This is a genomic window from Streptomyces sp. NBC_00247, from assembly GCF_036188265.1.
In the GTDB taxonomy this organism is placed as follows: domain Bacteria; phylum Actinomycetota; class Actinomycetes; order Streptomycetales; family Streptomycetaceae; genus Streptomyces.
On record NZ_CP108093.1, the window covers coordinates 3,100,311 to 3,114,296 of the forward strand.

The 13,986-nt window shown below is 70.1% G+C and carries 12 protein-coding genes and 1 tRNA gene; 8 read left to right on the top strand and 5 right to left on the bottom strand.

From position 1 onward, the window contains the following. The first annotated feature begins 22 nt into the window (after window positions 1-22). Both OHT52_RS13060 and OHT52_RS13065 read left to right on the top strand, forming a co-directional pair. On the top strand, window positions 23-997 hold the full coding sequence (locus tag OHT52_RS13060) for an ArsA-related P-loop ATPase (RefSeq protein WP_328720319.1): 975 nt from the start codon (window positions 23-25) through the stop codon (window positions 995-997). Beyond that, window positions 994-2,406: an ArsA family ATPase gene (locus OHT52_RS13065; RefSeq protein ID WP_328720320.1), complete on the top strand. Its 1,413-nt coding sequence runs from the start codon at window positions 994-996 to the stop codon at window positions 2,404-2,406. The genes OHT52_RS13060 and OHT52_RS13065 overlap by 4 nt, the downstream gene beginning before the upstream one ends. A gap of 303 nt (window positions 2,407-2,709) precedes the next feature. Here the strand turns inward: OHT52_RS13065 and OHT52_RS13070 are convergent, their stop codons facing one another. Further along, complete coding sequence (locus OHT52_RS13070; RefSeq protein WP_328720321.1) at window positions 2,710-3,060, bottom strand: WhiB family transcriptional regulator; 351 nt, start codon at window positions 3,058-3,060, stop codon at window positions 2,710-2,712. 617 nt (window positions 3,061-3,677) lie between these two features. On the opposite strand from OHT52_RS13070, the gene OHT52_RS13075 reads away from it, so the two are divergent. Beyond that, window positions 3,678-5,921 carry a transglycosylase domain-containing protein gene (locus tag OHT52_RS13075; RefSeq protein WP_328720322.1) on the top strand — a complete coding sequence of 748 codons (2,244 nt, stop codon included), beginning with the start codon at window positions 3,678-3,680 and terminating at the stop codon, window positions 5,919-5,921. A gap of 239 nt (window positions 5,922-6,160) precedes the next feature. On the opposite strand, the gene OHT52_RS13080 is transcribed toward OHT52_RS13075, so the two are convergent. Continuing rightward, window positions 6,161-6,625, bottom strand: coding sequence for a GatB/YqeY domain-containing protein (locus tag OHT52_RS13080; protein ID WP_328720323.1), 465 nt, complete (start codon window positions 6,623-6,625; stop codon window positions 6,161-6,163). 93 nt (window positions 6,626-6,718) lie between these two features. On the opposite strand from OHT52_RS13080, the gene OHT52_RS13085 reads away from it, so the two are divergent. The 4 genes from OHT52_RS13085 (at window position 6,719) to OHT52_RS13100 (ending at window position 9,759) form a co-directional block, all read left to right on the top strand. After that, complete coding sequence (locus OHT52_RS13085; protein WP_328720324.1) at window positions 6,719-7,657, top strand: metallophosphoesterase; 939 nt, start codon at window positions 6,719-6,721, stop codon at window positions 7,655-7,657. A 104-nt stretch (window positions 7,658-7,761) separates the two neighbouring features. Continuing rightward, entirely contained in the window at window positions 7,762-8,499 is a 738-nt protein-coding gene (locus OHT52_RS13090; protein ID WP_328720325.1) for a Pr6Pr family membrane protein, read from the top strand. 65 nt (window positions 8,500-8,564) lie between these two features. Beyond that, window positions 8,565-8,638: transfer RNA gene (locus OHT52_RS13095), tRNA-Pro, on the top strand. 887 nt (window positions 8,639-9,525) lie between these two features. Next, complete coding sequence (locus OHT52_RS13100; RefSeq protein WP_328720326.1) at window positions 9,526-9,759, top strand: hypothetical protein; 234 nt, start codon at window positions 9,526-9,528, stop codon at window positions 9,757-9,759. An 87-nt stretch (window positions 9,760-9,846) separates the two neighbouring features. Here OHT52_RS13100 and tatA read toward each other — a convergent pair whose 3' ends face one another. Both tatA and gltX read right to left on the bottom strand, forming a co-directional pair. Then, on the bottom strand, window positions 9,847-10,095 hold the full coding sequence (gene tatA, locus OHT52_RS13105) for a Sec-independent protein translocase subunit TatA (RefSeq protein WP_328720327.1): 249 nt from the start codon (window positions 10,093-10,095) through the stop codon (window positions 9,847-9,849). Window positions 10,096-10,207: 112 nt separating this feature from the next. Further along, on the bottom strand, window positions 10,208-11,593 hold the full coding sequence (gene gltX, locus OHT52_RS13110) for a glutamate--tRNA ligase (RefSeq protein WP_328723718.1): 1,386 nt from the start codon (window positions 11,591-11,593) through the stop codon (window positions 10,208-10,210). A 915-nt stretch (window positions 11,594-12,508) separates the two neighbouring features. On the opposite strand from gltX, the gene OHT52_RS13115 reads away from it, so the two are divergent. Continuing rightward, on the top strand, window positions 12,509-13,303 hold the full coding sequence (locus OHT52_RS13115; protein ID WP_328720328.1) for an SGNH/GDSL hydrolase family protein: 795 nt from the start codon (window positions 12,509-12,511) through the stop codon (window positions 13,301-13,303). Between the two features lie 193 nt (window positions 13,304-13,496). Here the strand turns inward: OHT52_RS13115 and OHT52_RS13120 are convergent, their stop codons facing one another. Continuing rightward, complete coding sequence (locus OHT52_RS13120) at window positions 13,497-13,943, bottom strand: nuclear transport factor 2 family protein (protein ID WP_328720329.1); 447 nt, start codon at window positions 13,941-13,943, stop codon at window positions 13,497-13,499. Window positions 13,944-13,986: the final 43 nt, after the last annotated feature.

A 13,986-nucleotide genomic window follows, 5' to 3' on the forward strand; every position in this document is an offset into this window, starting at 1 on the left:
ACCTACTGGTTAGGCTCGAAGCGTGAGCAGGTTCCAGGTCGTCAGCGGCAAGGGCGGCACCGGTAAGACGACGGTGGCCGCCGCCCTCGCGCTCGCCCTCGCGGCCGAGGGCCGGCGCACCCTCCTCGTGGAGGTGGAGGGACGCGGCGGCATCGCCGAGCTTTTCGGCGCGAGCGCCACTCCATACGAGGAACGCAGGATCGCCGACGTGCCGGGTGGTGGCGAGGTGTTCGCGCTGGCCATCGACGCCGAGCAGGCGCTCCTCGACTACCTCCAGATGTTCTACAAGCTCGGCAGCGCGGGCCGGGCACTCAAGAAACTCGGCGCGATCGACTTCGCCACCACCATCGCGCCCGGAGTCCGCGACGTCCTGCTGACCGGCAAGGCGTGCGAAGCCGTGCGCCGTAAGGACAAGCAGGGTCGTTTCGTCTACGACCACGTGATCATGGACGCGCCGCCCACCGGCCGGATCACCCGCTTCCTCAACGTCAACGACGAGGTGGCCGGGCTGGCCCGGATCGGCCCGATACACCACCAGGCGCAGTCCGTGATGCGGGTCCTCAAGTCCCCCGACACCGCGGTCCATCTGGTGACCCTGCTGGAGGAGATGCCGGTGCAGGAGACCGCGGACGGCATCGAGGAACTGCGCGGCGCCCAGCTCCCGGTGGGCCGGGTGATCGTCAACATGGTCCGCCCCCACCTGCTCGACGAGGAAGCGCTGAGCACCGCGTCGGGCGCGCGCCGCAAGGAGATCGCGAAGACGCTGACCCGGGCCGGCGTCACCGGGTCGGCGGCCCTGGTCCGCCCGCTGATCGCGCAGGCGGCCGAGCACGCGCAGCGGGTCGGCCTGGAACGCGAGCAGCGGGCCGTACTGGCCGGGCTCGGGCTGCCCACGGACGAGCTGCCGCTGATGGGCGAGGGCATCGACCTCGCCGCACTGCACGTCCTGGCCGGGGAGCTCCGCAAACAGGGCGCAGGGGAAGAGGAGGCATCATGACGCGGGCGTCCGGCGCCGCACCCGGCCCGACGGGCGGGGGCGGCGCGCGAGCGGTGGGCGGCACGGAAGCGGTGGACGGTACCGAGCCGGTGGACGGTACGGAAGCGGCGAGCGGCCCGGTGCGCGCGCCGGGCCTCGACACCGACGCGCTGCTCGACGACCCCGGCATCCGGATCGTGGTGTGCTGCGGCTCCGGCGGTGTCGGCAAGACGACCACGGCCGCGGCGCTCGGTGTACGGGCGGCGGAGCGCGGGCGCAAGGTGGTCGTCCTCACCATCGACCCGGCGCGACGGCTCGCCCAGTCCATGGGCATCGACCGGCTCGACAACGTCCCGCGCCGGGTCGAGGACATCGCCGGCGAGGGCGAACTGCACGCCATGATGCTCGACATGAAGCGGACCTTCGACGAGACGGTCGAGGCGCACGCGGACGCCGAGCGGGCCCGCGCCATCCTGGAGAACCCCTTCTACCAGTCCCTGTCGGCCGGGTTCGCGGGCACGCAGGAGTACATGGCGATGGAGAAGCTCGGGCAGCTGAGGGCGCGCGACGAATGGGACCTGATCATCGTCGACACCCCGCCCTCGCGCTCCGCCCTGGACTTCCTGGACGCGCCGAAACGGCTCGGGTCGTTCCTGGACGGCACCTTCATCCGACTGCTGATGGCGCCGGCGAAGATGGGCGGCCGGGCCGGGATGAAGTTCCTCAACGTGGGCATGTCGATGATGACGGGCACGCTCGGAAAGCTGTTGGGCGGCCAGTTCCTCCGGGACGTACAGACGTTCGTGGCCGCGATGGACTCGATGTTCGGCGGGTTCCGTACGCGGGCGGACGCCACCTACCAGCTGCTCCAGGCCCCGGGGACCGCGTTCCTGGTGGTCGCGACTCCGGAGCGGGACGCGCTGCGCGAGGCGGCGTACTTCGTGGAGCGGCTCGCCGCCGAACGCATGCCACTGGCGGGGCTGGTGCTCAACCGGGCGCACGGCAGCGAGGCCTCGCGCCTGACCGCCGAGCAGGCGCTCGCCGCCGCCGAAAATCTTGAGGCGGCGAGCATGGTGGATCAGGCTGCCGGGAAGACTGGTCTTCGTGACCCGGCGGTAGCCCTCTCTCCCGAGGCATCCCCCGAATCCGCTGAGTCCTCCCCCCTTACCGGCAAGGACGGCGCACCGGCGGTCCCCGTGGTCGCGATCGAGGAACTCACCGAAGGACTGCTGCGCCTGCACGCCGAACGCATGCAGGTCGTGGCCCGCGAGCGGCTCACCCGCGAGCACTTCACCGCCGCCCACCCGGAGGTCCTGGTGACGGAGGTGGCCGCGCTGCCGGGCGACGTGCACGATCTGGCGGGCCTGCGGACCGTGGGCGACCGCCTCGCGGCCGGCGCCGCGGGCCGCGATCCCGCCGGGCCGGCCTGAGCACCCGGGCCACCGCCCGACCGTGCCGATCGCGCACCCGTGATCAGGCGCGCAGGACCTCGTGGGTCTGCGGAAACACGAGGCCGGGCACGTACGCGCCCGCGCGGAAGCGTTCGCCTCACTGGCACCGGCACCGGTCGGCCGTGGCACGGGAGCGGAAAGCGGGCACGCCCGACCGTGGCACGGCCCCGGTTCGCCCGGAGCATCCCCCGTACGGCGCGTTCGCGCGACTCCGTACGGGGACATCGACAGCTGTGTCCCCCTGTCGGCCCATCAGCCCAACCGGGTTGCGGGCCCTGAGCGTTACCCCACTGCGGCGTACGTCTCCTGGAAGTCGTCGTCGTCCATCTCGATGACCCCGGGCAGCATGCCGGTCGAGCGCTCGTACTCACTGCGCGCGGTCTCCAGCAGACGCCGCCAGGACGTGACGGTGGGGCGGCGGCGCAGCAGTGCCCGGCGCTCCCGCTCCGTCATGCCGCCCCACACGCCGAACTCGACGTGGTTGTCGAGCGCGTCGGCCAGGCACTCCGTCCGCACCGGGCATCCGGTGCACACCGCCTTGGCCCTGTTCTGTGCTGCCCCTTGTACGAACAGCTCGTCCGGATCGGTAGTGCGGCAGGCTGCCTGCGCACTCCAGTCGGTTACCCAGCCCATGCCGGCGCCGTCCTCTCCCGAATTGAGGCTCCCCCACGGCGGCAGCGGCATATTCACCGCTGCCAGTTGAGGACGTTACGGAAGCGGCCACGAGCACAACACCCCCTTCGGGCCCAATCTTGAATGGCCCGAACGGACTATGCGTACGCAGCAGATCACCCAGGGGAGTGACGCGAGGACATGCGAGGCCAACTGTGCAAAATCGGGACAGTACACCCGAGTTGCAACGGACTCTCCATGACACACCAGGCGTTTTCGGGGACGCCTTGCGCGTGGTCCTCATGCACGGGCACCGAGCGGGGGGACGCATACAGCGCGTGCGTGGGGGTTGATACGGGGCCGGACTGCTGTGACAGTTGAGTGCAGCTTAGGCCAAGGGATGCGCGCGTGTCCGGCGAATGACAACGTAGCCACTACGCCGTGCCGTCACGCCGGCGCACGCCTGCGTGACAGGTCTGCGCCGCAGCGCGCCCCCAGACCTCCGCCGCCCCGCCCGCACGCTTGTGACGTGCGGAATCGGTCTCTCAAACCCGCTTCTCGTAACGGGTTGGTACCTGAACATCCCGAGCGGAGCCTGCTCCATCGGAACGTACAGGGATACGGATTAGGCTGCCCCCATGCCAAAAAAGCGCTCGGGCGGGGGTCTCACCACGACCCAGCAGGCCGCCAAGTTCCTCGGTGTCGCCGCGCTCTCCGGAGCTGTGCTGGCAGGCATCGCACTGCCGGCCGCGGGCGCACTGGGCCTCGCCGCCAAGGGGACGGTCGAGGGATTCGACGAGATCCCCGCCAACCTCAAGACACCACCGCTCAGCCAGCGCACCACGATCCTGGATGCCGACGGGGGTGCCATCGCGACGGTGTACTCCCGCGACCGCACCGTCGTGCCGCTCAAGGACATCTCCCCGTACATGCAGAACGCGATCGTCGCGATCGAGGACTCCCGCTTCTACGAGCACGGGGCGGTCGACCTCAAGGGCATCCTGCGCGCGATGAACCGCAACGTGCAGTCGGGCGGGACGGCGGAAGGCGCGTCGACCCTCACCCAGCAGTACGTGAAGAACGTGTTCGTCGAGGAGGCGGGCGACGACCCGGAGAAGGTCGCCGAGGCCACCCAGCAGACCCTGGGCCGCAAGGTCCGTGAGCTGAAGTACGCGATCCAGGTCGAAGAGGAGCTCGGCAAGAAGAAGATCCTCGAGAACTACCTCAACATCACGTTCTTCGGACAGCAGGCCTACGGCGTGGAGGCCGCCTCCCAGCGGTACTTCTCCAAGCACGCCAAGGACCTGAAGCTGGAGGAGGCCGCGCTCCTCGCCGGCATCGTCCAGTCGCCCAGCCGGTACGACCCCGTCAACGACGAGGAAGAGGCGACCAAGCGCCGCAACACGGTCCTCGCGCGCATGGCCGCGACCGGCAGCGTCTCGCAGGCCGAGGCCGACAAGGCCATGGCGGCGCCGATCAAGCTGAAGGTCAAGACCCCGCAGAACGGCTGCATCACCGCCGTCAGCGGCGCGGGCTTCTTCTGCGACTACGTACGCAAGGTCATCCTCTCCGATCCCACCTTCGGAAAGACGAGCGAGGACCGGTCGAAGCTCTGGAACCTCGGCGGTCTGACGATAAAGACCACGCTCTCCCCGCGCGCCCAGGAGGCCGCCGACGAGGCCGCCACCGCGAAGGTCGACAAGACCGACAAGGTCGCCGCCTCGGTGGTCCAGGTCGAGCCCGGCACCGGCAAGATCCTCTCGATGGGCCAGTCCCGCCCCTACGGCCTGGACCAGAAGAAGCACGAGACGGTTCTCAACCTCGCCGTCGGCTCCGCGATGGGCGGCTCCACCTACGGCTTCCAGGTCGGCTCGACCTTCAAGCCGATCACGGCGGCGGCGGCTCTGGAGAAGGGCATCAGCCCGGCCCAGTCCTTCACCACGGATCACGAGATCACGCTGCCGAGGCAGTCCTTCACCACCTGTTCGGGCGCCATCGCGATGGACAAGGACTGGCTCGTGGGGAACGAGACGGACGAGGAGAAGGGCACCTGGGACATGACCAGCGCCCTCGGCAAGTCCATCAACACCTACTTCGCGAAGCTGGAGCAGAAGGCCGGCCTCTGCAACACCGTCCAGATGGCGAAGAAGGTCGGCTACGCCCGCGGGGACGGCAAGACCCTCGGCGAGGACCCCTCGATCACCCTCGGTGGCGCGGAGAGCACCCCGCTCGGCATGGCCGCCACGTACGCGACGTTCGCCAACCGCGGCACGTACTGCACCCCGATCGCCATCCAGTCGATCACCGACGCCAACGGCAAGAAGCTCGCCGTTCCGAAGTCGAGCTGTTCGCAGGCGATGAGCGAGAAGACCGCGGACACGGTCAACCAGATGCTGAAGGGTGTCGTCGAGGACGGCACCGGTACGGCGGCCGGGCTGAGTGACCGTGACAACGCGGGCAAGACCGGTACGACGAACGACCGCAAGGACGCCTGGTTCGTCGGCTACACCCCGAACCTGTCGACGGCCGTCTGGGTCGGTGCCGACATCGGCAAGAAGATCCCGATGTACGACATCACGATCGGCGGACAGTACTACGACAAGGTCTGTGGTGGCTGTCTGCCCGGCCCGATCTGGAAGATCGCGATGACCGGCGCCCTCGATGCCGGTGAGACCCCCTCCTTCAACACCGTCGCGGTCCCGCGCGGTGAGGAGAAGGGCGACAAGGACAAGAACAAGGGCCGCGACGAGGAAGGCGACGACACCGGCGACGACTCCACCCCGACGCCCGGCATCACCGTGCTGCCGGACTTCCTCGGCGGCAACCAGGGCAACCAGGGCGGCCGGCACGGCGGTCAGGACGCAGGCGGCAACGGGCCGTGACGGAGGGGCGGCCTCGGGCCACCCACCCCGTCCCGCGCCATGGCCGGACGGTAGGCGGCAGACAGGCGCCTACCGTCCGGCGAACGACAGAAGGTGGGGCGCCCCGGTCAACGGGCGCCCCACCTTCTGTCGTTCGGGGCCCGGCCCGGGGAGCCCGCGAAGTCCCACCCGCGAAGGTCAGCCCACGAGCCTTCGAGTCACGGGCGGTTCGCCCCACGAGGGTTCGACCCGCGAGTGGTTCAGCCCGCGAGGGACTTCTTCACCGCGGCGGCGACCCGGCCGCCCTCGGCGAGACCCGCGACCTTCGGGCTGACGATCTTCATCACGGCGCCCATGGCGCGGGGGCCCTCGGCACCGGCGGCCTTCGCCTCCGCCACGGCGGAGCCGACGATCGAGTCGAGCTCTTCGTCGGAGAGCTGCTTGGGCAGGTACGCGTCGAGCAGTTCGCCCTCGGCCTTCTCCCGCTCGGCCTGCTCCGTCCGCCCGCCCTGGGCGAAGGCCTCCGCCGCCTCGCGGCGCTTCTTCGCCTCCTTGGCGATGACCTTCTGCACCTCGTCGTCGGAGAGTTCGCGAGCGGTCTTCCCGCTCACCTCCTCCTTGGTGATCGCGGTGAGGGTCAGCCGAAGGGTGGACGAGGTCAGCTCGTCGCGCGCCTTCATGGCGGTGGTGAGGTCTTCCTTGAGCTTGGACTTGAGCGTGGTCATGACTCGATTGTGTCAGGTACGCGGTCCGGGGCGCCCGTTTGTTTTCCCTCCTCCGCCGGACCCCCACCGGGCCGGGTCTGCGACGATGGGCGCATGCGCGCACGCTACGGAGTTCCCCTGAAAGTCGCTGCGGCCGGTGCGGCGGTCGGCGCCGCCGGTCTCGCCTACGCCGCGGGGTTCGAAGCCCGCTCGTTCCGCCTCCGCCGGGTGACCGTACCGGTACTCCCGCCCGGTGCACGCCCGTTGCGCGTACTCCAGATCTCGGACGTCCACATGGTCAGCGGCCAGCGCAAGAAGCGCGCCTGGCTCCAGTCCCTGGCCGGGCTCCGCCCGGACTTCGTCGTCAACACGGGCGACAACCTCTCGGACCCCGAGGCGGTGCCCGAGCTGCTGGACGCGCTGGGCCCCCTCATGGAGCTCCCGGGGGTCTATGTCTTCGGCTCGAACGACTACTACGGCCCCAAACTCCGCAACCCCGTGCGCTATCTCAAAGAGAAGGCGGCGGGGAAGCACGGGCTCAACGGGAACGCCCCGGCGACGAACGTGGTCCACAACCCGTGGGAGCCGATGCGCGACGCGTTCGACGACGCGGGTTGGATCGGTCTCTCCAACACCCGCGGACGGCTGAAGCTCGACGGTCTGGACATCGCGTTCACCGGCCTGGACGACCCCCACATCAAGCGGGACAGGTACGCCGAGGTCTCCGGCGGCCCCGAGACGGGTGCCGACCTCTCCATCGGCGTGGTCCATGCCCCGTACCTGCGCTCGCTGGACGCGTTCACGAAGGACGGCTACCCGCTGATCCTGGCCGGTCACACGCACGGCGGGCAGCTCTGCATTCCCTTCTACGGCGCACTGGTCACCAACTGCGACCTGGACACCGACCGGGTGAAGGGCCTCTCCAGCCACACGGCGGACGGCAACCGGGCCTACCTCCACGTCTCGGCCGGCTGCGGCACGAACCGCTACACCCCGGTCCGCTTCGCCTGCCCCCCGGAGGCGACCCTGCTCACGCTGACCCCGCGGGCGTGACGGGCGGAGCCTGATTCGCTCGACTCCCAGCCGTGGCGGATCAGCCCGGGCCCATCCGCCACGGATGAATCGCGGCCCGGGAAACCCGCCTTTACGGTGAGGCCATGACCGCCGCCCCGAAAACCGCGACGCTGCCCAGACCCCGGGCGGAGGACGCGTTTCTGCGGGGCGCCCGCACCCCCCGCCGGACGGCCGCCGTGTTCCGGGCGCTGGTGTGCGCGGCGGCGATCTGCGGCCTCACGATCGAATTGGCGACGACCGGTGCGCCGCTGGAGTTGCTGAGCCGGTTCACCTTCCAGGCGAACGTCGCGGTCGCCGGGGTCTTCGGGTGGTCCTCGTTCCGCTCCTGGACAGGTCGCGGACCGGCGTCCCCGCACCTCACGGGGGGCGCACTCCTCGTCGCGGTGATCATCGGCCTGACGTACCACCTGATCCTGACCGACAACAGCTTCGGCTACTCCGCCGCCGGCTCTCCCGCCGCCCCGCCCACGGGCGCTCGGGCCGTCTCACAAGCGCTGCTGCACACGGCCCTGCCCGTCGCCGTAACCCTGGACTGGCTCCTGCTGACCCCTGCCCGGACGCTGCGCCTGCGCTTCCTGCCGCAGTGGCTGCTCTGCGCCGTCGCGTACCTGGCCTTCGTGCTGGCCCGGGGCACCCTGCTCGCCCCCGACGCCGGCCCCCGCTACCCGTACCCCTTCCTGAACGTGGACACGTACGGCTACTCGGAGGTCCTCGCCCACGCTTTCGCCCTCTCCCTGCTCCTCGTGGTCCTGGCCTCCCTGCTCATCGCCCTGGACCACGTGCGCCCCCGCCTCCGAGATCGGACCGGGGCCCGCCGGTAACCGGATTTCGTCTCCGGGCGCGGGTGGGCTAAAGTAATCGATGTCGCCGGGAGACCGGTGGACATCGGGGTGTAGCGCAGCTTGGCAGCGCGCTTCGTTCGGGACGAAGAGGTCGTGGGTTCAAATCCCGCCACCCCGACAGCTGAAACACCAGGTCAGGGCCGGTTTCCCTTCGGGGAGACCGGCCCTGCTTGTTTCCTGGTCCAGATGTTGGGTGTGAGCTGGGTGTGATCTTGGAACGCCTGGACACGGCTGGCCCTGCGACGCAGCGACCTCGGTGCGATGCGACCGCGCGCTCCCGTCGGCCAGTCGGCCACCACGCCTTCCGTCAGTGCCGTAGGTCCCCGGCCGTCCAGTCGTCCCCCAGCTCTCGGCGCAACGTCTCCAATCCCCCGTCGGCCTCACGCCGGAACGATTCCTGCCGCTCGCGGGTCCAGGGCGAGGGGCCCGCCGGGTGATTCCAGGCGAGTGAGGACTGGTACAGGTCGGCGAGCCTGGTGAGCTCACGGCTGGTACCCGGAGTGAGGGGCAGACTCCCCGGGGCGGCGGGATACCCGAAGGGGCTGTCCACATCAGGCATGCCCGAGGGGCCCGGCCACTGCGGTGTCGACGCCGTATTCGACGAAGAACCGCAGGTGACGGGGCATGCCACAGCCTTTCACGGCGCTGGGCACACGCGGGCCGGCCGAGGCGCTCGGTGGCCCGGGTGGAACGCCCGGTCGCCCGCGGGCCACCGCAGCGACGGCGTCGACGGGAGCCTCTCGGTCACCCAGTGATCACGGACGCCGAACTGCTGCGGACGCGAGCGCGACGGCCCCGCCTTCACAAGGTTCGGGCCCCGGCCTTCGACGCCGGACCGCGGGAACTCCGTCGCCGCACGAGCGGACAGCTGCGAGACAGTGACGGCAGCGGCGACTGGGGCGGGGGCGACGGCAGCGACGGTAGCGGTGACCTGCACAGTAAGAAGACGTAGCGGTTGTTCGATGCTCACCAAAGGGGTGCGGGAGAGCCCGTAAAGTCGTGGGCATGGATCTTCACACTGCGACGATGTGGGAGACAGCCGAACTCGCCGGAGGACCTGCTGATGGTCTTCGGATGCGGGTTCCCGACCAGCCACCGGTCCTTCAGGTGACGCGTCCCTGCCGCGTCGAATCCCCGGACGGCGAAGAATTCATGGTGGACGCGTTGTACGTGTACCGCCGCGACCCCTATGCGCAGGACGAGCCCGTGGCGTACGGGTTCGACGCCGCCAGCCCCTGATACGTACGGGCGGCATCGAGGAACCGGGCAGACCTCGCCCCCTGCCCCGCGGTCACGAGGACCGGCGGGCAGGGGGCGTGGGCGCGGTCAGAGGTCGGCGGGGCGCGGCTCGGTCATCGCGGCGGCGGGCGCCGGTGCGGGCTGGGCAGGCTCGGTGACCGTGACCTGGGGCGCGGGGGCGTTGTCGTTCTTCATCGCCTGCGCCTCGCTCTTCAGGATGCGCGCCGACTTGCCCAGGGCCCGCGCGGCCTCCGGGAGCTTCTTCGATCCGAAGAGGGCGATGACGATGACCGCCAGGATCAGCAGGTGCCAGGGTTCCAGTCCGTTGCGGAGCATGCCGAGCCCGCCTTCCTCGTGTCAGCCGTGGACGCTCGCACGCCGCCCGCCCGGCCCAGATGGTTGCTACGTGAACGCAACGGTACAACCAGGACGGGCAGATCGTGAGCCCTCATCCATTACGGGATGACGACTGGACGGCCAACTTCTGGTAAGCCGCGTCCAGACGGCCGAGGGCACGCTCGCGGCCGAGGAGCTCCATGGACTCGAAGAGCGGCAGCCCGACCGTGCGGCCGGTGAGTGCGACGCGGATGGGTGCCTGGGCCTTGCCCAGTTTCAGTCCGTGCTGCTCGCCGACCTCGACCAGTGCCGACTTCAGGTCGTCCGCCTGCCACGCGGCGGTGGCGAGGGCGGCACGGGCGTCCCGCAGGATGGCGTCCGCACCTGGCTTCATCGCCTTGGCCCACGACGCCTCGTCGCGGACCGGCTCGGCCAGGAAGAGGAAGTCGACGCAGGCCGTGATCTCGGACAGGATCGCCAGCCGGGTCTGCGCGAACGGGGCCGCCGCCTCGAAGACGGCCGTGTCGAAGGCCGCCGGGTCCCAGGGAGCGTGCGGGGCGACCAGCCACGGCGCACAGGCTGCGGCGAACTGCTCCGGTGCGAGCGCGCGGATGTACTCGCCGTTGAAGGCGGTCAGCTTCTTCACGTCGAAGAACGCCGGTGAGGTGTTGACGTCCTCGATGCGGAAGAGCTGCTCCATCTCCTCGTAGGGGAGGATCTCCCGGTCCCCGCCGGGGCCCCAGCCGAGCAGCATGAGGTAGTTGACCATCGCCGCGGGGAGGAAGCCCTCGGCGAGGTAGTCCTCCAGCGCCACCTTGTCCCGGCGCTTGGAGAGCTTCTGGCGCTTCTCGTTGACGATCACCGGAAGGTGCGCCCAGCGGGGCGGTTCGGCGCCGAGCGCTTCCCACAGCAGCTGCTGCTTCGGCGTGTTGGAGAGGTGCTCCTCGCCCCGGACCACCAGGGTGACCCCCTCGTCCAAGTCGTCGACGACGTTGGCGATCAGGAAGACCGGGGAGCCGTCGCCCCGGGCGATCACGAAGTCCTCGATGGCGCTGTTCGGGAACGCGGGCGCGCCGCGCACCAGGTCGGTCACGACGGTCTCGCCCTCGTCCGGGGTACGGAAGCGGAGCGCCCGCCCTTCCTCGTGGACAAGACCCCGCTCACGGCAGTGGCCGTCGTATCCGAGGTGTTCCGAGCCGGTGCGCTCCTTGAGCTGCTCGCGCGTGCAGTCGCAGTAGTACGCGCGGCCGGCGTCGTACAACCGCAGTCCGGCCTCGGTGTGGCGAGCGGCGTTGTGCGACTGGAAGTAGGGGCCCTCGAAGGCCGGGTCGTCCTCGTGGATGCCGATGGCAGCCAGGGCGTTGATGATCCCGTCGGTCCACTCGGGCTTGTTCCGGGCCGCGTCGGTGTCTTCGACGCGCAGGACGAAGGTGCCACCGGTCTGTCGGGCGACCGCCCAGTTGTAGAGGGCGGAGCGCGCGCCGCCGACGTGGAACATGCCGGTGGGGGACGGGGCGAAACGGACACGAACCGGAGCATCAGACATACCGGCCACCCTACCGACGTGCCGTGAGGGGCGAGCAGCTGTTATCCACAGACCTGCTCCGCAAGATGATCAACGGATATCGCGATCAGCACAGTTGTGAGGGCGACGGCAAGGGGGCGGACCACCGGACCTGCTGGAGGACTCCCTCTGCCCGGAGGACTCCCTCCACCGCCTCCTCGTGGACCGCCCCGACAGCGAGCCCGCGCCGCTGACCGAGGAACTGGCCGCTCCCCTCACGGCGGCCATCCCTGCACCAGGTCGAATCCCTGATGGCCGCCCTCGCCGAGCGGCACCGCTCCGCCCAGGCCCACGCCTCGGGAGCGCCGGTCGAGGTGCTCTCGGGGGCCGCGGCCATCCGCCGCGGACTCCTGCCGATGCAGGAGCAGGCCACGACCGGTCCTGCGGCAGGCCCCGCCTGCGCCGGGAGCGCGATGGGTCGCCGGTTCGGTCGAAGGGCGGCACACGGGCGCGCGACGACGGAGAGTGACCCCGGTACCGCGGCCCCCAGGGATGCGCCCGATGCGGGACGTCACCTGCGGGCGTCGTCGCAGGCGGGGCCCACCCCACCCGTGCGAGTGGTTTTCGGCGCACCGTCAGCCGCGTCGGAGGACCACCGACCCACCCCAACGCCCCCTCCAGTGACAGCCCGCCCCACGGCACGCGCGCTCGCGCTGCGCCCGCAAGTGCCCCGATTTTGACCAGTGTTCAGGGTTTATCTACGCGCGGAGCTACGGCTACCGAACGATCATTCGGGCATATCAGACGACTTCTCGCACAGCCATTACCGGCCGGTACTTCGAGCTGCTAAAAACTGTCTGCTCCACGAACTCCCCTCACACCCCCCACCCTCCGAAGGGGCCACCGGCCATGTCAGTGCGTAGATTCTGGGCGTCCGTATCCACTCTGGCCATCGCAGCCGTCGCCGCGCTGGGAGCCGCTCAGCCGGCCTCCGCCGCTACGGGCGGTTACGTCGCTCTCGGCGACTCCTACTCCTCCGGGGTCGGCGCCGGCAGCTACATCTCGGACAGTGGCGACTGCCACCGTTCGACCAAGGCGTACCCGTACCTCTGGGCCGCCGCCAACTCGCCTTCCTCCTTCGCCTTCGTCGCGTGTTCGGGTGCGACGACGTCGACCGTCGCGAGCGGCCAGCTGAGTGCGCTCAGCTCATCGACCGCGCTGGTCAGCATCTCGGCGGGCGGCAACGACGTCGGCTTCGCCGATGTCATGCAGACCTGCGTGCTGTCGAGCGAGGCCACCTGCGTGAGCAGCGTGAACGCGGCCATCACGAAGGCGCAGAACGTCCTGCCGGGCAGCCTCGACTCCCTCTACGGTTCCATCCACGCGAAGGCGCCTTCGGCGCACGTGGTGGTCCTGGGCTACCCGCACTTCTACAAGCTGGCGGGCAGCTGCATCCTGGGCCTCAGCGAGAACTCGCGGAAGGCGATCAACAACGGGGCGGACGTGCTGAACTCCGTGATCGCCAAGCGCGCGGCCAACGCCGGGTTCACCTACTCCAGCGTGGTGGACGAGTTCACCGGCCACGAGCTCTGCTCCGGCGACCCCTGGCTCAACAGCGTCACGCTGCCCGTCTACAACTCCTACCACCCGAAGGCCGCCGGCCAGTCGAGCGGCTACCTGCCCGCCTTCCGCTCGGCGGTTTAGCTCTTCCCGCGGCACTGGACCCCGCGCCGGCCGCGCTTCCCCCGCACCAGCCTGACCAAGCCCAAAGCCCTCCCAGGACGCCACCCCCCACACGCACAGGGCTCCTCCGCCGCAGGCCGGCGCGGGAGCCCTGTGTCGTTGCGCCTCCCTCGGGCGGGTACGCGGCGGCCATGGGCGCGCGGCGAATCCCGGATCAGACGCGCTCGACGAGGTGTTCGCGGCCGGTCGGCGGCTCGTACGGCTCCGGCCAGAAGTCGGTGACGGCGGTGATGCGGCCCCTGGTGTCGAACGAGAAGAAGTGGATGCCGTCCAACTCCGCGCCCCCCACGGTGAACAGCGTGCGCGCGGCGGCCTGCCCACCGAGTCCGGACCCACCCGCGCCGGCCGGGTGCTCGGGCAGGTCTGCCACGATCCGGTCGATCCGCACGTGCCAGTCGCCCGGGTACTCCCGGTTGAACCGCACGCATCTCTCCTTGCCCCGGACCACCTCGCGGGTCTGCGGCACTTCGAACACGACGTCGTCGTCGAGCGTGGCCGCGAACGCCTCCCAGTCGCGGGCGTCGGCGGCGGTCCAGTACGTCTCCACGGCCTTGCGCAGAACAGCGGTCGAGACCGTGCCCGCGCTCATCTCTGCAGTCATGGAACGAGTCTGGACCCCGCCACTGACAATCGCTCCGACCTGC

Excerpts from the sequence above, each read along its gene's own strand:
- OHT52_RS13065 (WP_328720320.1), top strand. The coding sequence starts at position 994 with ATGACGCGGGCGTCCGGCGCCGCACCCGGCCCGACGGGCGGGGGCGGC.
- OHT52_RS13070 (WP_328720321.1), bottom strand. The coding sequence starts at position 3,060 with ATGGGCTGGGTAACCGACTGGAGTGCGCAGGCAGCCTGCCGCACTACC.
- OHT52_RS13075 (WP_328720322.1), top strand. The coding sequence starts at position 3,678 with ATGCCAAAAAAGCGCTCGGGCGGGGGTCTCACCACGACCCAGCAGGCC.
- OHT52_RS13080 (WP_328720323.1), bottom strand. The coding sequence starts at position 6,625 with ATGACCACGCTCAAGTCCAAGCTCAAGGAAGACCTCACCACCGCCATG.
- OHT52_RS13085 (WP_328720324.1), top strand. The coding sequence starts at position 6,719 with ATGCGCGCACGCTACGGAGTTCCCCTGAAAGTCGCTGCGGCCGGTGCG.
- OHT52_RS13090 (WP_328720325.1), top strand. The coding sequence starts at position 7,762 with ATGACCGCCGCCCCGAAAACCGCGACGCTGCCCAGACCCCGGGCGGAG.
- OHT52_RS13100 (WP_328720326.1), top strand. The coding sequence starts at position 9,526 with ATGGATCTTCACACTGCGACGATGTGGGAGACAGCCGAACTCGCCGGA.
- tatA (WP_328720327.1), bottom strand. The coding sequence starts at position 10,095 with ATGCTCCGCAACGGACTGGAACCCTGGCACCTGCTGATCCTGGCGGTC.
- gltX (WP_328723718.1), bottom strand. The coding sequence starts at position 11,593 with ATGTTCCACGTCGGCGGCGCGCGCTCCGCCCTCTACAACTGGGCGGTC.
- OHT52_RS13115 (WP_328720328.1), top strand. The coding sequence starts at position 12,509 with ATGTCAGTGCGTAGATTCTGGGCGTCCGTATCCACTCTGGCCATCGCA.
- OHT52_RS13120 (WP_328720329.1), bottom strand. The coding sequence starts at position 13,943 with ATGACTGCAGAGATGAGCGCGGGCACGGTCTCGACCGCTGTTCTGCGC.